The organism is Frateuria defendens (genome assembly GCF_001182895.1).
In the GTDB taxonomy this organism is placed as follows: Bacteria; Pseudomonadota; Gammaproteobacteria; order Xanthomonadales; family Rhodanobacteraceae; genus Frateuria_B; species Frateuria_B defendens.
Genome location: NZ_LFQR01000035.1, coordinates 1 through 21,791, shown reverse-complemented (window position 1 = coordinate 21,791; position 21,791 = coordinate 1). Strand labels below are relative to the sequence as shown.

The window sequence follows — 21,791 nt, the reverse complement described above, 5'->3', positions numbered from 1 at the left end:
CGATTCAGCGGAACGGCCGCTCGCGCAGCCACTTGGTGGCGATCCACTTCTCCCCGCGCAGCACCGGCAGGCCGGCGTGCAGGGAGGCTTCGTCGCCCGTCTCGTAGGCGAAATAGACGGCTGAACCCGCGAGCGCGGTAACGGTGAGGCCGAGCGCGGGGAAGCCGGTGCCGCCGCCTTCCTCGGGCGTGTTGAGGTATATCACCACGCTGGCCACGCGCTGGCCGCCCTTGGCGGTGATGGCGGCGAAGCCGGGTTGGCTGGGGTCGAACCAGTCGTAGTGCGGCTCGTACTCCTGCCCGGGCAGGTAGTGCAGCACCTGCAGGCCCTCGCCGTGGTCCACCGGCATGTCGAGCAGGGTGGCGAGGCGGCGCTCGATGCGCTCGACCAGCGGCGTCTCGCCGAGCTTGAAGAACATGCCGTCGCTGGTGCGCCGCTCGTCCACCTGCTGGCGGCCGTCCACCGCGACGGTGCGGGCGCGCGCCAGGCGCGGCCGGGCCTGTTCGATCAAGGCGGCGCATTCCTCGGCGTCGAGCAGGCTGTCGAGCACGCGGATGGGCGGCGCGTCCACGCCCAGGCTCACCCGCACGCGGCGGTCGCCGGCCTCCGCCAGCGGCGCGGCGGGATGGCGCGGGCGGCGGCCGCCCGGCCTCGCCGTGCGCGCGGGCGCGGCGGCGTTGATCGAACTCAGCGGGATCTTCAGCACCTCGGCCACCGCCACGCGGCTCTGCGCGGGTGCGTAGCCGGCGTCCATGAGCTGCTTGAGCACCTCGGGCACGCCGTGGCCGGCACGGGCGGTGGCGAGGATCCATGCGCGCAGCTGCGGGGTGATCGGGCCTTGGTTCTTCATGCGTGGGCAATGCCCCGCGCCGTGGCGGCGCGGGGCTGGGCAAGGGAACGGCCCCTTACTTTACGTGCTCCCACAGGTAGGTGTAAGCGAGCGCGCTCATGAAGGCGGCCTGCCGGTTGTCGGCGGCGGCGCCGTGGCCGCCCTCGATGTTCTCGTAGAAGCTGGCATCGAAGCCCTGGGCCATCATCTTGGCCGCCATCTTGCGCGCGTGCACTGGGCCCACGCGGTCGTCGCGGGTGGAGGTGGTGAACAGCACCGGCGGGTAGTGCTTGCCGGGCTCGACATTCTGGTAGGGCGAGAAGGTCTTGATCCAGTCCCATTCGGCCGGCTTGTCGGGGTCGCCGTATTCGGCGATCCACGAGGCGCCGGCGGACAGATGCGTGTAGCGCTTCATGTCGAGCAGGGCCACCTGGCTCACCAGTGCGCCGTAGAGCTGGGGGTAGTGGGTGAGCATGTTGCCCATCAGGAGGCCGCCGTTGCTGCCGCCCATCGCCGCGAGGTGCCCGGGCGAGGTGATCTTGCGCGCGATGAGGTCTTGCGACACCGCGGCGAAATCCTCGTAGGCGCGCAGGCGCTTGGCCTTGAGCGCGGCCTGGTGCCAGCGCGGGCCGTACTCGCCGCCGCCGCGGATGTTGGCGATCACGTACACGCCGCCCCGCTCCAGCCAGGCGCGGCCCATCGAGCCGCTGTAGCTCGGTTGCAGGGAGATCTCGAAGCCGCCGTAGCCGTATTGCAGGGTGGGGTTGGCGCCGTCGAGCTTGAGGCCCTTGGGCGCGATCTCGAAGTAGGGCACGCGGGTGCCGTCTTTGGAGGTGGCGAAGTGCTGGCTGACTTCGAAGCGCGAGGCGTCGAAGAAGCTCGGGCTGTGCTTGATCGCCTCGGGTTCGCCCTTGCCCAGCGCGCCGTAGTACAGCGTGGCGGGCTGCAGGAAGCCGGAGACGGTGAGGAAGTAGTCGTCGCTCTCGTCCGCGTCGATGCCGCCGGCCTCGATGCTGGAGAGCGCTGGCGCGCCGCCCAGCGGCTCGCGCTGCCACGCGCCCGGTTGCGGGGTGAGCACCTCGATGCGGTTCACCACGTTGTCCATCACGTTGAGGATCAGGTGGTGGCGCGTCCACGAATAGCCGTCCAGCGCGGTGGTGGTGGTGGGCTCGAACAGCACGGTGAGCGCGCGCTCGCCGGCCATGTAGGCGTCGAAGTTCGCCGCCAGCAGCGAGCCGGACTTGTAGGTGCGACCGCCCACGGTCCAGTCGCTGCGCGGCTCGATCAGCAGCCACTCGCGCTCCACGCCGGTCTCGGCGTCGTTGGGCACGTCGATCCGGGCGAGCTTGCCGTCCTGGCCGAGCAGGTAGGTCTCGCTGTCGTAGAAGGCCAGCGCGCGGTGCACGAAGTCGCGTTCGAAGCCCGGCGTCTGGTCGCGCCAGGCGCTGATCGCCATGTCGTCGGGCTTGCCCTCGTACACCGTCTTCGCCGCGGCGAGCGGCGTGCCGCGCGTCCACACCTTGGCGATGCGCGGGTAGCTCGACTCGGTCATCGAGCCGGGGCCGAAGTCGGTGCCCACGTAGAGGTGGTCGTGGTCGATCCAGGCCACCTGGGTCTTGGCCTCCGGCAGGGCGAAGCCGTCCTTCACGAAGGCCTTGTCGATCAGGTCGAACTCGCGCACCACGTCGGCGTCGGCGCCGCCGCGCGAGAGCGAGAGCAGGCAGCGGCGGTAGTCGGGGCGCAGGCACTGCGCGCCGTGCCACACCCAGTTCTCCTTCTCTGCCGCGGCCAGCGCGTCGAGGTCGAGCACCGTCTCCCACTCAGGTTCCGCCTTGCGGTATTCGGCCAGGGTCGCGCGCCGCCACAGGCCCTTGGGGTGCGCCTGGTCGCGCCAGAAGTTGTAGTAGTGATCGCCCAGCTTGGAGACGAACGGGATGCGCGCGTCGGAGTCGAGCACTTCGAGCAGGCGCGCATCGAGCCGCTTGAAGGCGGGCGTGTCCGCGTACTTCCCGACGGTGACGGCGTTGTGCTGCCGGACCCAGTCGAGCGGCCTGGCGCCGTCGATGCCTTCCAGCCAGAGGTAGGGATCGTCGGAGGCCGTCGCGGCGGGCGGGGTGGAGGCGTGTAGGTCGTTCATGCCTCCCAGTGTGAGGGCGAGGGCCAGGACTATCCAGCGCGGGGGCTTCGGTGCCATGCGGTTCCCTTGGGCGAAGGCGTGAGGTCGATCGTCGCAGTGTGGGCGCGGGCAGGCGGGGGCGCCTGTGATCAAAGTCAGGGGCATGGTGGGGGGGGGCTGGCGACGAAGCGTGCCCTGCCCTCTCCCCGCCGGGGGGAGGGGCGGGCGCTCGCGGCGGCGTGTGGGGCGGTGTTCGCGCGCGGACTCGAAGCGAAGGACCAGAGCGGACCGAGGCCAGCGTAGCCCCTCACCCCAACCCTCTCCCCGGTGGGGAGAGGGAGCAAAGGTGCCGTGCGGGTTCGCTTGATCGGTGCATCGGTGCTGTTACAGCAGCGGCACCAGGAGAAGCGCGACGATATTGATGATCTTGATCAGCGGATTCACCGCCGGCCCCGCCGTGTCCTTGTAGGGGTCGCCCACCGTATCGCCCGTCACCGCCGCCTTGTGCGCGTCCGAGCCCTTGCCGCCGTGGTGGCCGTCCTCGATGTATTTCTTGGCGTTGTCCCAGGCGCCGCCGCCGGTGGTCATGGAGATCGCCACGAACAGGCCGGTGACGATGGTGCCGATCAGCACGCCGCCCAGCGCCTGCGCGCCGGCCTCGGCGCCGCCCAGCTGCTTGAAGCCGAACACCACCAGGATCGGCACCAGCACCGGCAGCAGCGAGGGCACCAGCATCTCGCGGATGGCCGAGCGGGTGAGCATGTCCACCGCGCGCGAGTAGTCCGGCTTGGCCGTGCCCGCCATGATGCCGGGGATCTCGCGGAACTGGCGGCGTACTTCCTCCACCACCGCGCCGGCCGCGCGGCCCACCGCCTCCATCGCCATCGCGCCGAACAGGTACGGGATCAGGCCGCCGATCAAGAGCCCGATGATCACGTAGTGGTTGGAGAGGTCGAAGGCGATGCCGTCCAGCCCGTCGCGGGCGTGCAGGTTGTGGGTGTAGTCGGCGAACAGCACCAGCGCGGCGAGGCCGGCCGAGCCGATGGCGTAGCCCTTGGTCACCGCCTTGGTGGTGTTGCCCACCGCGTCGAGCGGGTCGGTGACGCCGCGCACCTCGGGCGGCAGCTCGGCCATCTCGGCGATGCCGCCGGCGTTGTCGGTGATCGGGCCGTAGGCGTCCAGCGCCACCACCATGCCGGTCATGCTGAGCATGGCGGTGGCGGCGATGGCGATGCCGTACAGCCCGCACAGCGCGTAGGCGCCCCAGATCGCCGCGCACACCGCCAGCACCGGCAGCGCGGTGGCCTTCATCGACACGCCCAGGCCCGCGATGATGTTGGTGGCGTGGCCGGTGGTGGAGGCCTGCGCCACGTGGCGCACCGGGCCGTGCTCGGTGGCGGTGTAGTACTCGGTGATCACCACCATCGCGGCGGTGAGCAGCAGGCCGATCAGCGCGCAGCCGTAGAGGCGGCCGACGCCGAAGGCCGAACCGCCCATCAGCGCCGAGGTGATCGGCCAGAACGCGATCGCCGCCAGCACCGCCGAGGCGGCCACGCCGGCATACAGCGCGTTCATGATCTTCGGCCCGCGCGCCTTGACGAAGAAGGTGCCCAGCACCGAGGCGAGGATGGAGGCGCCGCCGAGCAGCGGCGGGAACAGCACGCCGTACTCGCCCGTCTCCGTGGCCATCACGCCGCCGAGCAGCATGGTGGCGATCAAGGTCACCGCGTAGGTTTCGAACAAGTCGGCCGCCATGCCGGCGCAGTCGCCCACGTTGTCGCCCACGTTGTCGGCGATCACCGCCGGGTTGCGCGGGTCGTCCTCGGGGATGCCGGCCTCCACCTTGCCGACCAGGTCCGCGCCCACGTCCGCGCCCTTGGTGAAGATGCCGCCCCCCAAGCGCGCGAAGATCGAGATCAGCGAGGCGCCGAAGGCGAAGCCGACCAGCGCGTGCAGCGCGCGCAGAGTCTCGTAGCCGGCATGGCGCAGCAGCAGGTAGTAACCCGCCACGCCGGCCAGGGCCAGGCCGACCACCAGCATGCCGGTGACCGCGCCGCCGCGAAAGGCCACGGCCAGCGCCGGCGCCAGCCCGCCGCGCGCGGCCTCGGCGGTGCGCACGTTGGCGCGCACCGAGACGTTCATGCCGATGTAGCCGGTGGCGCCGGAGAGCAGCGCGCCCAGCGCGAAGCCCAATGCCGTGGCCCAGTCCAGGGCCAGCCCGATCACGACGAACAGCACCAGCCCGACGCCGCCGATGGTGAGGTACTGGCGGTTGAGGTAGGCCCGCGCGCCCTCCTGGATCGCCGCGGCGATGGCCTGCATGCGCGCGCTGCCCGGCGACTTCGCCAGCACCCAGCGCACCGACAGCGCCCCGTACAGCACCGCCACCACCGCACATGCAAGCACGATCCACCAGCCGTATTGCTGCAGCATCGGAGCCTCCCCATGAATTGTGGCCGGCCGTCCGTCACGGGCGGTCGCGGCGAGTATAGGCAGAGGTCGGTGCGGCCAGCGTTGTGCGCTGCGGTGGGCGCAAACGGAAAACGGCGCCTTGCGGCGCCGTTCCGGGTGGAGGGGGCGGTGCGGATCAGCGCATCGCGAGGTCGAGGATCAGGCCCGTGGCCAGCGCCACCAGCAGATAGGTGCCGTCGTCGCTGCGCACCCAGCCGTAGCCATACGGCGGCGGGCGCAGGCGGTAGTAGCGGTAGTCGTTCACCACGTAGATCGGGCCGCGGTAATAGCCGCCGCGCGCCCAGCGGGGCGGGCCCCAGCCCGGGTGGCCGTAGTAGCGGCGGTCGTCGCGGTAGTAGTGCACCACGCGGCGGTCGTCCCAGTCGCGGCGGTCCCAGCGGCGATGGTCGTCCCTATCCCAGTGGCGGCCTTCCCAGCGACGGTCGTCGCGGTCCCAGCGGCGGTCGCCGTGCCAGTCGCGGTCGCCGCGGCCGTGGTCGTCGCGGCCCTGCCAGCCGTGGCGGTCGTGGTCGTCGTGATCGTGGTCGGCCATCGCCACGCCGCTGCCGCCGAGCAGCGCGAGGGCGATGAACAGTTTGGACAGGCGCTTGGTCATGGCGGACCTCCGGAATGCGGTATGCCGGTTTTTCGACCGACGGCTGGATCGTAGGAATGCGTGACTGAACCATGTCCCGCCGGAAGCGGGCGGCCCGGCGCGGCTTCAGGAAACGGTCATCGCGACATAAGGAGCGCGCCTTGCGCGCGACAGGCCTGCGCAGCGGGAACACCACCGGGCCGCGGTCGCGCGCAAGGCGTGCCTACGGGGGGGGCAGCGTCCGTTCAGGCCTCGAACGCCGGCAACTTGCGCGGCACCGCCACGTTCTTGAGCTGCACGTAGGCCGGCAGGCCGTCCTTGCCGTAGGGCGGCGGCGCCTCGCCCTGGATCAGCGGCGCCAGGTAGCGGCGCGCGGCGGCGGTGATGCCGAAGCCGTCGGGGCGGATGAAGCCCTTCGGCATCGTCTTCTCGCGGTTGGCGATCTTCGCCAGCGGCGCGGGCTCGATCTTCCAGCGGTAGGGCGACTCGCGGGTGCGCACGATCACCGGCATCACCGCGTTCATGTCGGCCAGCGCGTACTCCACCGCCGCCCGACCCACCGCGTAGGCCTGCTCGGCGTCGGTGGCGGAGGCGGCATGACGGGCGGCGCGTTGCAGGTAGTCGGGCAACGCCCAGTGGTACTTGTAGCCGAGCTTCGCCTTCACCAGCGCGGCCAGCACCGGCGCCACGCCGCCGAGCTGGCTGTGGCCGAAGGCGTCGCGGGTGCCGGCCTCGGCGAGGAAGCGGCCCTCGGCGTTGCGGATGCCCTCGGAGGCCACCACCGTGCACCAGCCCACGCGCTCCACCGTGGCCTTCACCTTGGCCAGGAAGGCGTCCTCGTCGAAGGGGCGCTCGGGGAACAGGATCACTTGCGGCGGCGCGTCCGCGCCCTCGCCGGCGAGGCCCGCGGCGGCGGCGATCCAGCCGGCATGGCGGCCCATCACCTCGAGGATGAACACCTTGGTCGAGGTGTCGGCCATCGAGGCCACGTCCAGGCTCGCCTCCCGCACCGAGATCGCGGTGTACTTCGCCACCGAGCCGAAGCCCGGGCAGCAGTCGGTGACGGCGAGGTCGTTGTCCACCGTCTTGGGCACGCCGATGCAGCGGATGTCGTAGCCCGTCGCCTTGCCGAGCTGGGAGATCTTGAGCGCGGTGTCGGCCGAATCGTTGCCGCCGTTGTAGAGGAACCCGCGGATGTCGTGCGCGCGGAAGACCTCGATCAGCCGCTCGTACTCGGCGCGGTTGGCCTCCAGCGACTTCAGCTTGTAGCGGCAGGAGCCGAACGCGCCGCCCGGCGTGTGGCGCAGCGCGGCGATGGCGGCCTTGGACTCTTTCGAGGTGTCGATCAGCTCCTCGCGCAGCGCGCCGAGGATGCCGTTGCGCGCGGCATACACTTCGGCGCCCTGCGCGCGGGCGGCTTCGATCACCCCGGCGGCGGTGGCGTTGATCACGGCGGTGACGCCGCCGGACTGGGCGTACAGCAGGCGACCGGGGCGGGTACGTGCAGCAGGCATCGGCATCACTCCTTGGCGGGTGGTTGCCCTGCGACCATTCGGGCATTGTGTTGCAGAAACAGTGGCTTGGCTTGTCCGGCGCGGGCCTTTGGTTTGACGGCGCCGGGGGCAGACGCTACTTTGGCGGCCATTTTGTGACCTCAAGCGAACCGCGCGAACGCCGCGCGGGTGCTGATCTTCCGGAGCATTATGCGACTCGTCCTACTCGGTGCGCCCGGCTCGGGCAAAGGGACCCAGGCCGCCCGTCTGAAGGCTGACCTCGGTGTACCGCACATCTCCACCGGCGACATGCTGCGCGCGGCCGTGGCCGCCGGCACGCCGCTCGGCCTCAAGGCCAAGGCGGTGATGGACGCCGGCCAGCTGGTCTCCGACGACCTGCTGCTCGGCATGCTGGAGGAGCGCCTGGCCCAGGCCGACGCCAAGGCCGGCTTCATCCTCGACGGCTACCCGCGCAACCTGGCCCAGGCCGACGCGCTGGACCACCTGCTGGCCAAGATCGGCCAGCCGCTCGACGCGGTGGTGAAGCTCGAGGTGCCGAGCGAGGCGATCATCGGCCGCACCGAACTGCGCTTCAAGGCGGAGGGCCGCGTGGACGACAACCCCGAGACGGTGCGCAAGCGCCTCGGCATCTACGCCGAGCAGACCGCGCCGGTGGCCGACTTCTACGCCAAGCGCGGCAAGCTGCAGGTGGTGGACGGCGTCGGCGAGCTGGACGAGATCACCGCGCGCATCAAGCGCGCCATCGCGGAAGGCTCGGCCGCCGCCAACGGCTGAGCCTTGCTCCCTCTCCCCGCCGGGGAGCGGGCCGGGGTGAGGGGCCGGGCGGAGCGAGCGGCCGCATCCGCTTCCGAACCCCCGGCTTCCCCCTCGACCCGCCGCGCAAGACCCGTACCCTCCATCCTGCCCTCTCTTCCAACGGGAGAGGGATGACCGAAGCGGCACGAAGGAGCCCACGCACCCATGCGCCTGCACATCCTCGGCATCTGCGGCACCTTCATGGGCGGCGTCGCCGCGCTGGCGCGCGAGCAGGGGCTGGAGGTGGAGGGCTCCGACGCCAACGTCTACCCGCCGATGAGCACCCAGCTCGAGGCGCTAGGCATCCGGCTGATGGACGGCTATACGGCCGAACACCTGGCGCCTTCGCCGGGCCGCGAAAAGATCGACCTGGTGGTGGTCGGCAACGCGATGACGCGCGGCAACCCCGCCATCGAATACATGCTCGACGCGCCGCTGCGCTACGTCTCCGGCCCGCAGTGGCTGGGCGAGACGCTGCTGGCCGGGCGCGAGGTGCTGGCGGTGGCCGGCACCCACGGCAAGACCACCACCACCAGCCTGCTGGCGCACCTGCTGGAACAGGCGGGGCTGGCGCCGGGCTTCCTGGTCGGCGGCGTGCCGGGCAACTTCGGCGTCTCCGCGCGCCTGGGTTCGGGCCGGCATTTCGTGATCGAGGCGGACGAATACGACACCGCGTTCTTCGACAAGCGCTCGAAGTTCGTGCACTACCGCCCGCGCATCGCCATCCTCAACAACCTCGAATACGACCACGCGGACATCTTCCCCGACGTGGCGGCGATCCAGCGCCAGTTCCATCACCTGGTGCGCACCGTGCCGGGCAACGGCCGGCTGATCGTCAACGCCCACGACGAGCGCCTGGCCGAAGTGCTGGCGATGGGCTGCTGGACGCCGGTGGAGACCTTCGGCATCGGCCGCGGCGACTGGCGGGCCGAGCTGCTCGCCGCCGACGGCTCGGCCTTCGCGGTGTATCGCCATGGCGAGCCGCTGGGCGAGGTGCGCTGGCCGCTGCTCGGCCGGCACAGCGTGATGAACGCGCTGGCCGCGCTGGCCGCCGCCGCGGCTGCCGGTGCCGATCCGCGGGCGCTGCTGCCGGCCTTCGCGGGCTTCGAGAGCGTCAAACGGCGCATGGAGCTGGTGGGCGAGGTGGACGGCGTGCGCGTGTACGACGACTTCGCCCATCACCCCACCGCCATCGCCACCACGCTCGCCGGCCTGCGGGCGAAGGTGGGCGGGGCGCGCATCCTGGTGGCGCTGGAGCCGCGCTCCAACTCCATGCGCATGGGCGCCCACGCCGCCGCGCTGGCGCCCTCGCTGGCCGATGCGGACGCGGTGGTGTTCCTGCATCGCCCGGAGCTTCCGTGGGAAGCCGAGCGCGTCACCGGCGCCCTGGACGGCCGCGGTCGCACCGCGCCCACGGTGGATGCGCTGCTGGCCGACCTGCGCGCGCAGGCGCGCCCGGGCGACCACGTGGTGTTCATGTCCAACGGCGGCTTCGAGAACGCGCCCCGCCGGTTCGTGTCGGCGCTGGGCGCCGCCACCGACCGACGCTGAAAACCGGCGCCCGGCGGGTCGCCCCCTTGCTGCCGCAACGCACCGGAATCGAGACATAAGGAGCGCACCTTGCGCGCGACCTGCCTGTGCCGCGGCAACGCCATGGCGCAGCGGTCGCGCGTAAGGCGCGCTCCTACACGGCGGCCATGTCCTTCCTCACCCCAGCGGGGCATCGAAGCGGGGCTCCCGCTCCTGGAACTCCCGCTGCGCCGCGAACCACACCCCGCCGCCGAAGCTCAGCGCGACCAGCGCCAGCAACGTGCCGCCCAGCGCGTAGCCCACCGCGCCCAGCAGCCAGTAGCCGCCCCAGTACAGCAGCATCGCCGCCACCGTCACCACGACGTTGACGGCGCTGCGGCCGAGCCGGTTCTCCGGGCCGATCAGGTGCACCGCCAGCGCCACCAGCGCCGAGCCGGCGGCCACGATGGCCGCGGTGAGCAGCATGCGCAGCGGCTCGGCGGCATGCACCAGCACGATGCCGAGCCCGGTGTAAGCCAGCACGGTGAGCACGGTCACCGGCACCAGCACCAGCAGCGCGTCGATCAGCGTCTTCTGGTAGTCGGCCTTGGTCGCCGGCGCCAGGGTGAGGTAGAGGTCGGCCAGGTTCGGGCGCATCCGCAGCATGCCGTGGCCGAGCTGCGGGAAGCGCGCCATGCCGAGCAGGATCGCGTAGGCGCCCACCACCGTGGCGTTGAAGTGCTGGCGGTGCATCACCGCGAAGAAGTACAGCGCCACCACCGCCGCCACCAGCACCAGCCGCAGCGCGATCGCCGGCGGGTTGTCGTGCGGCAGCAGTAGCCGACGCACCAGCACCGTGCGCAGCCGCGCCGAGGGCGCGCGCCGGTAGCGCGCGAGCGTGCGCTCCATCGCCCGCTGCGCCACCGTGTCGAACAGCCCGGCGATGCGCTTGGCGAACGCGCCGCGCGGCACCGGCGCGCCGTCGGGGGCGCGGGTGGAGCGGTCGAGGCTGGTGCTCTCCAGCGGCGAGGGCTCCGGCTCGCGGTCGTCGATGCGCAGCAGCGGGCGCAGCGCATAGGCCACCAGCATCGCGGCGATCAGCACCAGCAGCGGCGGCGTCCACGGCGACTGGATGGCGCCCTTGACCAGGATCGTGGCCAGCCGCGGCTGCCAGCCGGCCAGGATCAGCGCCGGCATCAGCACCAGCGACAGCTTGCTGCCGACGCCGCTGACCAGGCCGTAGGCGGCCGCGAGCAGCAGCAGCGCGCCGATGAGCGGCGCGTGGTAGGTGCCGCCCAGCGCCAGCATCACCAGCAGCGGCAACACGATGCCGAGCGCGAGGCCGACCGCGCCGGCCAGCGCGAGGTACCGGCGGAAGCCGGGCAGCAGCTGCGTCTCCGGCCGCACCACCGAGCGCAGGGTCATGCCGGCCATCGCGTGCCACAGCCAGCCGGCGGCGCCGACGCCGGCGATCATCGGCGGCGCGTGCAGCCCGATCATTGCCGCCAGACCGCCGAGGTAGGCCAGCAGCACCAGCGTGCCGGCCACCGGCATGCGGTGGAACGGCAGCCGCAGCAGCTGGCCGACGGCCTTCATGCCAGCTCCACGAACAGGTCCTCGAGCGAGGGCGTTTCCAGCCGCAGGCTGGCGCCCTCGCGCTCGGCCAGCGCGCGCAGCGCCTCGTGGTCGGGGTCTTCCACCAGCAGCAGGGCCGCGTCGCCTTCCACGCGGCCCTTGAGCAGGCCGGGCGTGGCCGGCGCCTCGCGCCAGCCGCCGGGCCGTTCGAGCACGGCGCGCTGCAGGTGCCGGCGCAGCTCGGCCAGCGGGCGGGTGAACTGCATGCGGCCGTCGCGCAGCAGGGCGATGTCGGCGTCGGCGCGCTCCAGGTCCGCGGTGATGTGGGTGGAGAAGATCACCGTACGGCCCGGCGCGCGCATCAGCGCCAGCAGTTCGGTCATGAAGGCGCGGCGGGCCTGCGGGTCGAGGCTGGCGACCGGCTCGTCCAGCACCAGCAGGTCCGGCTCGGGCGCGATGGCGCGCACGATGGCGAGCTTCTGCCGCTGGCCCTGCGAGAGCTGGCCGATCTTCTGCCTGGCGTCGAGCTGCCATTCGCCGAGCAGGCGCGCGGTCAGCGCGTGGTTCCAGCGGGCGTAGAAGGCGGCGGTGAAGTCGAGGTAGGCGCGCACCTTCATCCACGGGAACAGGTCGAAGGTCTGCGGCACGAAGCCGATGCGGTGCAGGCGCTCGCCGCCGGGCTCGGTCATCGGCTCGCCGAACAGCTCGATGGCACCGGCGTCGATGGGCGAGAGGCCGAGCAGGCAGCGCAGCAGGGTGGTCTTGCCGGCGCCGTTGCGGCCGAGCAGGCCGATCACGCGGCCGGTGGGCACCGTCCAGTCCACCCCGCGCAGCACCTCGCGCTTGTCGAACGATTTGTGCAGCGCCTGCACGCGCAGCGCCGCCGCGGCGGGCGCGTCGGCGAGGGCGGATGGCTGCAGCAAGGCGGCGGGGCTGGACATGCTGGCGACTCCTCGTGGCCGGTCATCTTCGCACTGTGTTGGCGGCGGCGGTTCCTGTCCAGTGAGGGGCGTCATTACACTGGCCGGCATGGCCGTGGATGACACAACGCTCACTGACCTTCCGCTGTTCCCGCTCGACACGGTGCTGTTCCCGGGCGGGCGGCTGGCCCTGCGCATCTTCGAGCGCCGCTACCTCGACATGGTGTGCGACTGCGCGCGCCGCGGCGGCGGCTTCGGCGTGTGCCTGATCCTCGAAGGCCGCGAGAGCGGCGCGCCGGCGGTGCCGAGCGCAGTGGGCACGGTGGCCACCATCGTCGATTTCCACGCGCGCGAGGACGGCCTGCTCGGCATCGTGGCCGAAGGCGGTGCGCGCTTTCGCGTGCGGCACAGCCGCGTGCGCGACAACGGCCTGCTGCGCGGCGACGTGGCGCTGTGGCCGCCCGAGCCCGCGCGGCGGGTGCCGGTGGAGTTCGCGCTGCTGCAAGGCATCCTCGAGCGGCTGATCGAAACCATGGCGCCGCAGTGGAAGGATGCGCCGCGCGATGCCTACGACGATGCCGGCTGGCTCGGCTTTCGCCTCGCCGAGCTGCTGCCGCTGGACCGCGACGAGCAGCAATGGCTGCTCGAGCTCACCGACCCCCTGCGGCGCCTGGCCGAGCTGCGCGATATCCTGCCGCGCTTCCAGAAGGATTGATCCCCGCCACGAGGAACCGCCCATGGCCTCCCTGTCCGGCAAGACCCTGTTCATCACCGGCGCCTCGCGCGGCATCGGCCTCGCCATCGCGCTGCGCGCCGCGCGCGACGGCGCCAACGTGGCCGTCGCCGCCAAGAGCGGCGTGCCCAACCCCAAGCTGCCCGGCACCATCCACACCGCGGCCGCGGCGATCGAGGAGGCCGGCGGCAAGGCGCTGGCGCTCAAGGTCGACATCCGCGAGGAGGAGCAGGTGCGGGCTGCCGCGGCGCAGGCGGCGGAGCATTTCGGCGGCATCGACATCGTGGTCAACAACGCCAGCGCGATCTGGCTGGCGGGTGTGGAGGACACGCCGATGAAGCGCTTCGACCTGATGCAGCAGGTCAACACCCGCGGCACCTTCCTCACCACCCAGGCCTGCCTGCCGTACCTGAAGCGCGCGACCAACCCGCACGTGCTGATGCTGGCGCCGCCGCCCAGCCTCGACCCCAAATGGTTCGCGCCGCACACCGCCTACACCATCGCCAAGATGGGCATGAGCCTGTGCGTGCTGGGCATGAGCGCGGAGTTCGCCCCGCTCGGCATCGCGGTGAACGCGCTGTGGCCGCGCACGGTGATCGCCACCGCGGCGATCGCCATGATCGACGGCGTGAAGCCCGAGCACTGCCGCACGCCGCAGATCGTGGCCGACGCGGCGCACGCCATCCTCACGCAGCCCGCGCGCGCGTACAGCGGCCGCTTCGCGATCGACGAGGAGGTGCTGCGCGCGGCCGGCGTGGAGGACTTCGCGCGCTACGCCGTGCAGCCGGGCCAGCCGCTGCTGCCGGACCTGTTCCTGGACGTCGCCGCGCCGGCGCGGTCCTGAGCGGTACGCCCGGCCATGGCCGAGTCCGCCCGGCCGCCGGGGGCCTAGTCCGTTCGTTGTAGGCGCAGGCGAGGTCGGCTGACGGCGCGGCCGCGGCCGCCTGCCTTTTGGTCGCTGGCCCGCCACGGGGCGACCCATGTAATTTTGTGGTCTGCGTCACAGGGGAGTTGCCGGGCTGGCCGGCCAGGGTCCGGAGGGAGCCGGTTCGGAGGTGACGATGGGCAGGGGCACGGGGGTAGCCAGGCACTGCGTGGCCTGGCTTGGGCAGCCGACGGCCGAAGAAAGCGGCGGGCTGGCCCGCGCGGGTTGGTCGGTGCGGGTGGTGGCGACGGATGCGGAAGGCGGCATCGGCGCATGCGGTGGCGACGTCGTGGCGGCCCTGGCCGACCTGCGTGGCGGCGAGGAAGAGGGCCTGCGCCGGGCGGAGCGGATGGTGGCCGAGCATTCCGGCCTGCCATGGATCGCGTTGATCGCGCCGGAGACGCCGGCGCACGAGCCGCGGGTCGTGCGCCTCCTTGCCGGGTGCATCGACTTCTTCACCAGCCCCCTCGACCTGCCGCGCCTGCTCGGCACGCTGGCCCGCTTCGGCGACGGCGTGCAGGCGGCGTCCGCGCAGTCGCCGGACATGCCGGGCCTGCTCGGGCAGAGCGCGGCGATGGACGCGCTGCGCGCGACCCTGCGCAAGTACGCGCCGGTGGACCTGCCGGTGCTGATCACCGGCGAGACCGGCACCGGCAAGGAAGTGGCGGCGCGCGCCCTGCATCGGCTTTCGGCGCGCGCGGCGCGGCCGTTCGCGGCGATCAACTGCGGCGCGCTGCCGCCCAGCCTGGTGCAGTCGGAACTGTTCGGGCACGAGCGCGGCGCCTTCACCGGCGCCAGCGCGCGGCGCCTCGGCCACATCGAGAGCGCCGCCGGCGGCACCGTGTTCCTCGACGAGATCGGCGACCTGCCGCTGGACGCGCAGACCAACCTGCTGCGCTTCCTGCAGGAGGGCACCATCGAGCGCGTCGGCAGCAGCCAGTCGATCCGCGCCGACGTGCGCGTGCTGGCCGCCACCCACGTGGATCTGGAAAAGGCGGTGGCCGCGGGCCGCTTCCGCGCGGATCTCTACTACCGCCTCAACGTGCTGCGCCTGCCGATGCCGCCGCTGCGCAAGCGCGGCGACGACGTGGAGGTGCTGGCCCAGCACTTCCTCGACGACTTCCGCCGGCAGCACGGCAGCCGCGCCCGCGCCTTCAGCGGCGCGGCGCGGCGCGCCATGCGCGCCTTCGCCTGGCCGGGCAACGTGCGCGAGCTGATCAACCGCGTGCAGCGCGCGGCGGTGGTGGCGGAGGCTGCGCTGATCGGCGCGGCCGAGCTGGACCTCGCCGACCCGGCCGCGATCCGCATGGTGCCGGCCAGCCTGGACTGCACGCGCGTCGCGGCCGAGCGCGACGCGGTGCTCGCCTGCCTGCGCGAGAGCCGCTTCAACGTCAGCGAGTGCGCGCGACGGCTCAAGGTGTCGCGGGTCACGGTGTACCGGCTCTGCCGCAAGCACCGTCTGACGCTGGCCGAGATGCGCTGAGGCGCGCGGGCGCCGGCGTCCCCGTCCGGTCGCCGGCGGGACGTGCGTGCGGCGATGGCCCGATTGGGAAGGCCCCCGGCCCGCAGGGGTCGGGCCGGGGGCTTCCACTGGTGCCCGGCGTGCACGACACCGGGTTACCGCCCGCGTTGCCGCCAGCTGGCGGCGTGTTCCGTGCCGGCGCGGCCGGCCATGCCCGTCGGTGTGCCTCCGCCGGGCGGGGGCGCGTCGATGTCGTCGCCTTCATCGGCGCGGGGTACGTGGTCCTGCGTGCAGCCGGTGGCGGCGTCTGCGGCGCGCGATACCAAAGCCTCCTTGCTCGCCGGCGCCGCCACCAGGCGGCCGGCCCGGGTCTGCACCACGTGCAGCGTCCTGGGGGCTTCCCGCCGGCGGCCGGTCATCAGCAGGCCCAGTGCGAGCAGGGTGCTGTCGGCCGTGAGCGGAGGAAAGACGGGCGGTGGCAGGTCCATGGGCGTTTCCCTTTTCCGTGGCCGGGAGATATGGCAAGCGCCATGCCAGGCGCGGCCGGCTCAGCCGTGGCAAGGCTTGGCGGCGCATCGCGGGGGCCTGACGCATCGCGCCGGCGTGTTGCGGGGTTTACACCGGACGGCCGCGCGGGCCCCGCAAGCGGGCCACGGCGCGCGCCGTGCTGCGCCCCGGTGCGGGTGTTGCGCGGGCGATACAGGTGAAAGCGCCTGTTACAGCGGGCCGCGTTCGTGCAAAGCGGGCGGGCAGGTTTTACGATGCGCGCTTCACGCGGCCTTCGCGCCCGTCCCCTCGAACCTCTGCCTGCCGCCGCCAAGGGCGGCCTTCGGAATGCCCATGACCGCGCACGATTCAAGCCTCATCGACCTCGGCAAACGCTACTGGCTGCCGGTGTACAAACCGCGCGAGGTGGTCCTGGAGCGCGGCGAAGGCGCGCGCATCTGGGACACCGAAGGGCGCGACTACATCGACTTCGGCGCCGGCATCGCGGTCAACGCGCTCGGCCACCGCGACCCGGACCTGGTGGCCGCCCTGGTGGGGCAGGCCAACAAGCTCTGGCACAGCAGCAACGTGTTCTACACCGAGCCGCCGCTGCGCCTGGCCGAGGAGCTGGTGAAGGCGTCGGGCTTCGCCGAGCGGGTGTTCTTCTGCAACTCCGGCGCCGAGGCCAACGAGGCGGCGATCAAGCTGGTGCGCAAGTGGGCCGCGGCGCAGGGGCGCCTGCCGGAGAAGCGGGTGATCGTGACCTTCCGCGGCTCCTTCCACGGCCGCACCCTGGCCGCCGTCACCGCCACCGCGCAGCCGAAGTACCAGGAAGGCTACGAGCCGCTGCCGGGCGGTTTCCGCTACCTCGACTTCAACGACGCGGGCGCGCTGGAGGCGGCCTTCGCCGCCGGCGACATCGCCGCGGTGATGCTCGAGCCGGTGCAGGGCGAGGGCGGCGTGCTGCCGGCCGCGCCCGGTTTCATCAAGCGCGTGCGCGAGCTGTGCGACGCGCACGGCGCGCTGCTGGTGCTGGACGAGATCCAGTGCGGCATGGGCCGCACCGGCACGCTGTTCGCCTACGTGCAGGACCATGTGAAGCCCGACATCGTCACCCTGGCCAAGGCGCTCGGCTGCGGCTTCCCCATCGGCGCCATGCTGGCCGGGCCCAAGGTCGCCGAGGTGATGCAGTTCGGCGCCCACGGCACCACCTTCGGCGGTAACCCGATGGCCGCGGCGGTGGCGCGCGTGGCGCTGCGCAAGCTGTCCTCGCCCGAGGTGCTGCTCAACGTCGAGCGCCAGGCCAACGACCTGCGCGCGGGCCTGGCCCGCCTCAACGAGGAGCTCGGGCTGTTCGCCGAGCTGCGTGGCCGCGGCCTGATGCTGGGCGCGGTGCTGGCCGAGCCCTACAAGGGCAAGGCCGGGGCGATCCTCGACCACGCCGCCGCGCACGGCCTGCTGCTGCTGCAGGCCGGCCCGGACGTGCTGCGCTTCGTGCCGCCGCTCACGCTCGGCGACGCCGACCTGGCCGAAGGCCTGGCGCGGCTGCGCGCGGCGCTGAAGTCCTTCCTCGACAGCGAACCGCACTGAGGCCAACGGCTATGCGCTACCTGCACGCCATGCTGCGCGTCCGCGACCTGGATGCCACCCTGCGCTTCTTCTGCGACGGCCTCGGCCTGCGCCAGATGCGGCGCAAGGACAACGAAGCCGGGCGCTTCAGCCTGGTGTTCCTGGCTGCGTCGGAGAACCCGGAGTCGGAGATCGAGCTCACCCTGAACTGGGGCTCGGAGGAGGACTACGGCAGCGCGCGCAACTTCGGCCACCTCGCCTTCGAGGTGGACGACATCTACGCGCTCTGCACGCACCTCCAGGCGATAGGCGTGGCCATCCTGCGCCCGCCGCGCGATGGCCACATGGCCTTCGTGCGCTCGCCGGACCTGATCTCCATCGAGCTGTTGCAGAAGGGCGCGCCGCTGCCGCCGGCGGAGCCGTGGGCTTCGATGCCGAACAGCGGCAGCTGGTGAATCCGCACTTGTACCCTGTGCCCCGCGCACGTCGCCGCGTCACGGCCCGCCTCCCGTAGGAGCGCGCCTTGCGCGCGACCGCCCGGCGCAGGCGTTCCCCGTCGTTCCCGTTCTCGAAGCGCGTCGCGCGCAAGGCACGCTCCTGCACCTGGCAACGCCTCGCCGGAACAGGCTTTCAGGGTAGCTCGTAGCCGGCCAAGGCGCGCCGCAGGCCGTCCAGGCCCGTGTAGCGGTGGCCGTGCAGGCCGGCCTGGCGGGCGCCTTCCACGTTCGCCGCGTTGTCGTCGATGAACAGCGTGCGCGCCGGTTCCGCGCCGATCGCTTCCAGGCAGCGCAGGTACACCGCCAGGTCCGGCTTGGCCGCCTGGAACTGCGCCGAGGCGTAGGCGCGGCCTTCGAACAAGGGGAACAGTTCCGGCACGATCCGCGGCAGGTTGGCGGTCAGCAGGTGGCCGTTGTTGGTGAGCAGACCGAGCCCGGCGCGGGCGTCGAGCGCCTGCGCGAGCGCCACCAGTTCCGGCCGCGCGCGAGTGGCGGCGCGGCGGGCCGCTACCCAGTCCTCGGCCTGCACGGGACGGCCGAGGTAGTCGCCCAGCGCGGCCAGGTAGGCCGCGGCATCGAGCCGGCCGGCGTCCGCCGCCGTCTCGATGCCCGACTCGTAGATCGCCGCATGCACCGCCGCCGGCGCGCAGCCGAGCGCGGCGGCGAGGTGGTGCACGCGCGTCTCGCGCGAGTAGTCGACCAGCACGTCGTCCAGGTCGAACAGCACGAGACGGATGTCGCGCATCGGCGTTACCTGGCTTCGCGCAGCGCCGCGCGGGCGGCCTCCAGCGTGTCGGCGAGATCCTCGTCGGTATGCGCGCTGGAGACGAAGCCGGCCTCGAACGCGGAGGGCGCCAGGTACACGCCGCGCTTCAGCATGGCGTGGAAGAACCGGTTGAACAGCGCGGTGTCCGCCGTGGTGGCCTGCGCGTAGCTCGTCACCTTCTCCGCGGTGAAGAACAGGCCGAACATGCCGCCCACGCGGTTGGTGCTGAAGGGCACGCCCTCGCCGTCGGCCACCGCCTGCAGGCCGTCGGTGAGCCGGCGCGTCTTCGCCGCCAGCTCCTCGTAGAAGCCGGGCGCCTGGATCAGCGTCAGCATCGCCAGGCCCGCGGCCATCGCCACCGGGTTGCCGCTCAGCGTGCCGGCCTGGTAGATCGGGCCGGCCGGGGCGATCTGCTCCATCAGCTCGCGCCGGCCGCCGTAGGCGCCCACCGGCATGCCGCCGCCGATGATCTTGCCGAAGGTGGTGAGGTCCGGCGTCACGCCGTAGTGCGCCTGCGCGCCGCCCAGCGCCACGCGGAAGCCGGTCATCACCTCGTCGAAGATCAGCAGCGCGCCGTGGCGCGTGCACAGCTCGCGCAGGCCTTGCAGGTAGCCCTCCTTCGGCGGGATGCAGTTCATGTTGCCGGCCACCGGCTCCACGATCACGCCGGCGATCTCCGCGCCCTGCTCGGCGAACAGCGCCTCGGCCGCTTCCAGCTCGTTGTAGGGCAGGGTGAGGGTGAGGTCGGCCGCGGCCTTGGGCACGCCGGGCGAGGTCGGCACGCCGAAGGTCAGTGCGCCGGAGCCGGCCTTGACCAGGAAGCTGTCGCCGTGGCCGTGGTAGCAGCCCTCGAACTTCAGGATCTTGCTGCGGCCGGTGGCGCCGCGCGCCAGGCGGATCGCCGACATGGTCGCCTCGGTGCCCGAGTTCACCATGCGCACCATCTCCACCGACGGCACCAGCTGCACGATGGCCTCGGCCATCGTCACCTCGGCCGGGCAGGGCGTGCCGAAGGAGAGGCCGTCGCGCACCGCGCGCTCCACCGCCTCGCGCACCGTCGGATGGTTGTGGCCGACGATCATCGGCCCCCACGAGCCCACGTAGTCGATGTAGCGCGTGCCCTCCACGTCCCACAGGTAGGCGCCGTCCGCGCGCGCGGTGAAGAACGGCTCGCCGCCCACCGACTTGAAGGCGCGCACCGGCGAGTTCACGCCGCCGGGCATGTGCTGGAGGGCGCGCTGGAAGAGTTCGTGGTTGGTCATGGAGCGATGGTCCGATCGGAAGGGAAGAGGCCGGCGAAGCGCTGCGCGGCAGCGCGGATGTCGCCGGCGCCGAAGACGGCCGAGACCGCGGCGAGCAAATCGGCGCCGGCCTCGATCAGCGCGGCGCCATTGTCCGGCGTGATGCCGCCGATCGCCACTCGCGGCACGCCGAGTGAGGCGCTCTGCCGCAACAGTTCCGGATCGGCGTGGCCCGCATGCGGCTTGGTGGTCGAGGGGTGGAAGGCGCCGAAGCCGACATAGTCCGCGCCGGCCGCCACCATCGCGCGCGCGCGTTCGAGCGAGGCGTAGCAGCCCACGCCGATGATCGCGCCGGGGCCGAGCACGGCGCGCGCCTCCGCCACGCTGGCGTCGTGGAAGCCCAGGTGCACGCCGGTGGCGCCGACGGCGCGGGCGAGCGCGACGTCGTCGTTGACGATCAGCGGCACGCCCCATTCGGCACACAGGCGCTGCAAGGCCTGCGCTTCGGCGTGGCGGCGGGCGTCGTCGTCGGTCTTGTCGCGGTACTGCACCATGCTGGCGCCGCCGGCCAGTGTGGCGGCCACCGCATCGAGCAGGTCGGGGCGCGGGCCGTTGGTGATCGCGTACAGGCCGCGGGAGGGGAGAACGTTCATCGTGTCATCCGTTGTGCGTCATGGGGCCGCTTTCGTCGCGGCGGTCGAGTTGCGACAATGCCGCAACCTTTTTCGAGCGGCGCATCATCATGAGCACGACTTCCACCGAGATCACCCTGCGCAAATGGATGTGCGTCGTCTGCGGCTTCATCTACGACGAAACCCAGGGCCTGCCCGAGGAGGGCATCGAGCCGGGGACGCGGTGGGAAGACGTGCCCGATACCTGGACCTGTCCGGACTGCGGCGCGACCAAGGACGATTTCGAGATGGTCGAGATCGACTGATCCCCGCCGCAATTCGCCCGCAAACGGCCCGGTCTCGCCCATATGGCGGCCGGGCCGTCTGTTTTCATGGCCCCGAGCGCTCATGATCGCGAAAGGAGAGGGCCATGCGTCAGTTCATACCGTTCGAAGACGACTGGGAGGCGCTGGAACATCTCTCGCCCTCCGACCTCATGCCTTATCAGGTGGGCGTGCCGTGCCGGCACGAGCTGGCCGAAGCTCAATGCACCGGCCCGATCTCGCCGTCCACCGTCAGCACGTCGCCGGTCTGCGCACCGATGCGCTGCGTGGTGCCGGCGGGCACTTCCAATACATAACGTGCGGGCACGCTGCTGGGATAGCTCGCGCACGGGTCGGCCTTGCACGGCGGCACGTCCAGCTGCATCGAGACCAGGCGTCGCGTGTCGTCGAAGTAGAGGATGTCCAGCGCCACCAGCGTGCTCTTCATCCAGAACCAGCGCGGCGCGCTATCCGGAAAGATGAACAGCATGCCGTGGTCGGCAGGCAGTTCGGCGCGCATCATCAAGCCACGTATGCGGCTGGCGTCGTCGGTGGCGAGCTCGGCGGTGAAACGGTGTCCATGCAGCGTGACGGTGGGTGGGGCGCTGTGGTGGCGCGGGGCGGCCAGAGCAGCGCCGGCCAGCACAAGCAGCAGGAGGGCGAGCAGTCGCTTCATCGACCGTGTCCTATATAGGTGGATGAGCCAGGCAGTCTACGCGGCCCTGCCCCGTGACATCGGGCCGTGAAAAGAAATTGCAAAGACCCTCTTCACAGCTCCCGCAGTTGGCGATATGATTCTCGCCCCTTCGACGAGACGCCCTCTCGCGAAGGACTCCGCTTCAAACCTCCGCTGAAAAATTTCTTCGCTGAAGGT

General features: G+C 71.8%; 20 protein-coding genes. 8 read left to right on the top strand and 12 right to left on the bottom strand.

The features are described 5' to 3' along the window. Positions 1-4: 4 nt before the first annotated feature. The 5 genes from ACH65_RS05710 to ACH65_RS05690 all read right to left on the bottom strand — a co-directional run bounded on the left by ACH65_RS05710 (position 5) and on the right by ACH65_RS05690 (position 7,505). The gene (locus ACH65_RS05710) at positions 5-850 is read right to left on the bottom strand and encodes a prolyl hydroxylase family protein (protein WP_049621620.1); all 846 of its coding nucleotides are present in this window, start codon (positions 848-850) and stop codon (positions 5-7) included. Positions 851-905: 55 nt separating this feature from the next. Beyond that, positions 906-2,966, bottom strand: coding sequence for a prolyl oligopeptidase family serine peptidase (locus ACH65_RS05705; RefSeq protein WP_049621619.1), 2,061 nt, complete (start codon positions 2,964-2,966; stop codon positions 906-908). A 363-nt stretch (positions 2,967-3,329) separates the two neighbouring features. Further along, positions 3,330-5,378, bottom strand: a complete 2,049-nt coding sequence (locus ACH65_RS05700; protein ID WP_049621618.1) for a sodium-translocating pyrophosphatase — start codon at positions 5,376-5,378, stop codon at positions 3,330-3,332. 154 nt (positions 5,379-5,532) lie between these two features. After that, positions 5,533-6,012 carry an RcnB family protein gene (locus tag ACH65_RS05695; RefSeq protein ID WP_049621617.1) on the bottom strand — a complete coding sequence of 160 codons (480 nt, stop codon included), beginning with the start codon at positions 6,010-6,012 and terminating at the stop codon, positions 5,533-5,535. A gap of 224 nt (positions 6,013-6,236) precedes the next feature. After that, positions 6,237-7,505 carry a 6-phosphofructokinase gene (locus tag ACH65_RS05690; protein WP_049621616.1) on the bottom strand — a complete coding sequence of 423 codons (1,269 nt, stop codon included), beginning with the start codon at positions 7,503-7,505 and terminating at the stop codon, positions 6,237-6,239. 189 nt (positions 7,506-7,694) lie between these two features. On the opposite strand from ACH65_RS05690, the gene ACH65_RS05685 reads away from it, so the two are divergent. Continuing rightward, entirely contained in the window at positions 7,695-8,279 is a 585-nt protein-coding gene (locus tag ACH65_RS05685; protein ID WP_049621615.1) for an adenylate kinase, read from the top strand. A 186-nt stretch (positions 8,280-8,465) separates the two neighbouring features. Next, positions 8,466-9,851 (top strand): UDP-N-acetylmuramate:L-alanyl-gamma-D-glutamyl-meso-diaminopimelate ligase, encoded by a 1,386-nt coding sequence (gene mpl, locus ACH65_RS05680; protein WP_049621614.1) that lies wholly within the window; start codon positions 8,466-8,468, stop codon positions 9,849-9,851. Positions 9,852-10,007: 156 nt separating this feature from the next. Here mpl and ACH65_RS05675 read toward each other — a convergent pair whose 3' ends face one another. Together ACH65_RS05675 and ACH65_RS05670 are read right to left on the bottom strand one after the other, a co-directional pair. Beyond that, positions 10,008-11,405, bottom strand: a complete 1,398-nt coding sequence (locus ACH65_RS05675; protein WP_049621613.1) for a hypothetical protein — start codon at positions 11,403-11,405, stop codon at positions 10,008-10,010. Continuing rightward, the gene (locus tag ACH65_RS05670; RefSeq protein ID WP_049621612.1) at positions 11,402-12,325 is read right to left on the bottom strand and encodes an ABC transporter ATP-binding protein; all 924 of its coding nucleotides are present in this window, start codon (positions 12,323-12,325) and stop codon (positions 11,402-11,404) included. The genes ACH65_RS05675 and ACH65_RS05670 overlap by 4 nt, the downstream gene beginning before the upstream one ends. Before the next feature lie 94 nt (positions 12,326-12,419). On the opposite strand from ACH65_RS05670, the gene ACH65_RS05665 reads away from it, so the two are divergent. From ACH65_RS05665 to ACH65_RS05655, 3 genes are all read left to right on the top strand, one after another. Next, positions 12,420-13,019, top strand: a complete 600-nt coding sequence (locus tag ACH65_RS05665; RefSeq protein WP_237561453.1) for an LON peptidase substrate-binding domain-containing protein — start codon at positions 12,420-12,422, stop codon at positions 13,017-13,019. A gap of 22 nt (positions 13,020-13,041) precedes the next feature. Further along, positions 13,042-13,881, top strand: coding sequence for an SDR family oxidoreductase (locus ACH65_RS05660; protein ID WP_049621610.1), 840 nt, complete (start codon positions 13,042-13,044; stop codon positions 13,879-13,881). 217 nt (positions 13,882-14,098) lie between these two features. After that, positions 14,099-15,445 carry a sigma-54 dependent transcriptional regulator gene (locus tag ACH65_RS05655; protein ID WP_049621609.1) on the top strand — a complete coding sequence of 449 codons (1,347 nt, stop codon included), beginning with the start codon at positions 14,099-14,101 and terminating at the stop codon, positions 15,443-15,445. A gap of 134 nt (positions 15,446-15,579) precedes the next feature. On the opposite strand, the gene ACH65_RS05650 is transcribed toward ACH65_RS05655, so the two are convergent. After that, a complete protein-coding gene (locus ACH65_RS05650; protein ID WP_049621608.1) occupies positions 15,580-15,912 on the bottom strand; it encodes a hypothetical protein in 333 nt (110 codons plus the stop codon). Positions 15,913-16,258: 346 nt separating this feature from the next. Between ACH65_RS05650 and ACH65_RS05645 the strand changes: the two genes are divergently transcribed. Next, positions 16,259-17,500 carry an acetylornithine transaminase gene (locus tag ACH65_RS05645; RefSeq protein WP_425478265.1) on the top strand — a complete coding sequence of 414 codons (1,242 nt, stop codon included), beginning with the start codon at positions 16,259-16,261 and terminating at the stop codon, positions 17,498-17,500. 11 nt (positions 17,501-17,511) lie between these two features. Beyond that, a complete protein-coding gene (locus tag ACH65_RS05640; protein WP_049621606.1) occupies positions 17,512-17,934 on the top strand; it encodes a VOC family protein in 423 nt (140 codons plus the stop codon). Positions 17,935-18,109: 175 nt separating this feature from the next. Here the strand turns inward: ACH65_RS05640 and ACH65_RS05635 are convergent, their stop codons facing one another. Genes ACH65_RS05635 through thiE form a run of 3 tightly spaced genes read right to left on the bottom strand, consistent with a single transcriptional unit; the run spans position 18,110 to position 20,636 of the window. After that, a complete protein-coding gene (locus ACH65_RS05635) occupies positions 18,110-18,721 on the bottom strand; it encodes an HAD family hydrolase (RefSeq protein ID WP_053096170.1) in 612 nt (203 codons plus the stop codon). Positions 18,722-18,726: 5 nt separating this feature from the next. Then, positions 18,727-20,004: a glutamate-1-semialdehyde 2,1-aminomutase gene (gene hemL / locus ACH65_RS05630; RefSeq protein ID WP_049621605.1), complete on the bottom strand. Its 1,278-nt coding sequence runs from the start codon at positions 20,002-20,004 to the stop codon at positions 18,727-18,729. Continuing rightward, the gene (gene thiE / locus ACH65_RS05625) at positions 20,001-20,636 is read right to left on the bottom strand and encodes a thiamine phosphate synthase (protein ID WP_049621604.1); all 636 of its coding nucleotides are present in this window, start codon (positions 20,634-20,636) and stop codon (positions 20,001-20,003) included. Before thiE ends, hemL begins: the two co-directional genes overlap by 4 nt. Positions 20,637-20,725: 89 nt before the next feature. Here thiE and ACH65_RS05620 point away from each other — a divergent pair, with 89 nt between their 5' ends. Further along, complete coding sequence (locus tag ACH65_RS05620) at positions 20,726-20,920, top strand: rubredoxin (RefSeq protein ID WP_049621603.1); 195 nt, start codon at positions 20,726-20,728, stop codon at positions 20,918-20,920. Positions 20,921-21,137: 217 nt separating this feature from the next. Here ACH65_RS05620 and ACH65_RS05615 read toward each other — a convergent pair whose 3' ends face one another. Continuing rightward, entirely contained in the window at positions 21,138-21,593 is a 456-nt protein-coding gene (locus ACH65_RS05615; protein ID WP_049621602.1) for a DUF192 domain-containing protein, read from the bottom strand. Positions 21,594-21,791: the final 198 nt, after the last annotated feature.

Bases quoted from the DNA above. Each gene is read 5' to 3' on its own strand.
- thiE (WP_049621604.1), bottom strand. From the start codon at position 20,636: ATGAACGTTCTCCCCTCCCGCGGCCTGTACGCGATCACCAACGGCCCG.
- ACH65_RS05695 (WP_049621617.1), bottom strand. From the start codon at position 6,012: ATGACCAAGCGCCTGTCCAAACTGTTCATCGCCCTCGCGCTGCTCGGC.
- ACH65_RS05705 (WP_049621619.1), bottom strand. From the start codon at position 2,966: ATGAACGACCTACACGCCTCCACCCCGCCCGCCGCGACGGCCTCCGAC.
- ACH65_RS05690 (WP_049621616.1), bottom strand. From the start codon at position 7,505: ATGCCTGCTGCACGTACCCGCCCCGGTCGCCTGCTGTACGCCCAGTCC.
- ACH65_RS05685 (WP_049621615.1), top strand. From the start codon at position 7,695: ATGCGACTCGTCCTACTCGGTGCGCCCGGCTCGGGCAAAGGGACCCAG.
- mpl (WP_049621614.1), top strand. From the start codon at position 8,466: ATGCGCCTGCACATCCTCGGCATCTGCGGCACCTTCATGGGCGGCGTC.
- ACH65_RS05620 (WP_049621603.1), top strand. From the start codon at position 20,726: ATGAGCACGACTTCCACCGAGATCACCCTGCGCAAATGGATGTGCGTC.
- ACH65_RS05660 (WP_049621610.1), top strand. From the start codon at position 13,042: ATGGCCTCCCTGTCCGGCAAGACCCTGTTCATCACCGGCGCCTCGCGC.
- ACH65_RS05710 (WP_049621620.1), bottom strand. From the start codon at position 850: ATGAAGAACCAAGGCCCGATCACCCCGCAGCTGCGCGCATGGATCCTC.
- ACH65_RS05655 (WP_049621609.1), top strand. From the start codon at position 14,099: ATGGGCAGGGGCACGGGGGTAGCCAGGCACTGCGTGGCCTGGCTTGGG.
- ACH65_RS05700 (WP_049621618.1), bottom strand. From the start codon at position 5,378: ATGCTGCAGCAATACGGCTGGTGGATCGTGCTTGCATGTGCGGTGGTG.
- hemL (WP_049621605.1), bottom strand. From the start codon at position 20,004: ATGACCAACCACGAACTCTTCCAGCGCGCCCTCCAGCACATGCCCGGC.
- ACH65_RS05645 (WP_425478265.1), top strand. From the start codon at position 16,259: ATGCCCATGACCGCGCACGATTCAAGCCTCATCGACCTCGGCAAACGC.
- ACH65_RS05650 (WP_049621608.1), bottom strand. From the start codon at position 15,912: ATGGACCTGCCACCGCCCGTCTTTCCTCCGCTCACGGCCGACAGCACC.
- ACH65_RS05670 (WP_049621612.1), bottom strand. From the start codon at position 12,325: ATGTCCAGCCCCGCCGCCTTGCTGCAGCCATCCGCCCTCGCCGACGCG.
- ACH65_RS05640 (WP_049621606.1), top strand. From the start codon at position 17,512: ATGCGCTACCTGCACGCCATGCTGCGCGTCCGCGACCTGGATGCCACC.
- ACH65_RS05615 (WP_049621602.1), bottom strand. From the start codon at position 21,593: ATGAAGCGACTGCTCGCCCTCCTGCTGCTTGTGCTGGCCGGCGCTGCT.
- ACH65_RS05675 (WP_049621613.1), bottom strand. From the start codon at position 11,405: ATGAAGGCCGTCGGCCAGCTGCTGCGGCTGCCGTTCCACCGCATGCCG.
- ACH65_RS05635 (WP_053096170.1), bottom strand. From the start codon at position 18,721: ATGCGCGACATCCGTCTCGTGCTGTTCGACCTGGACGACGTGCTGGTC.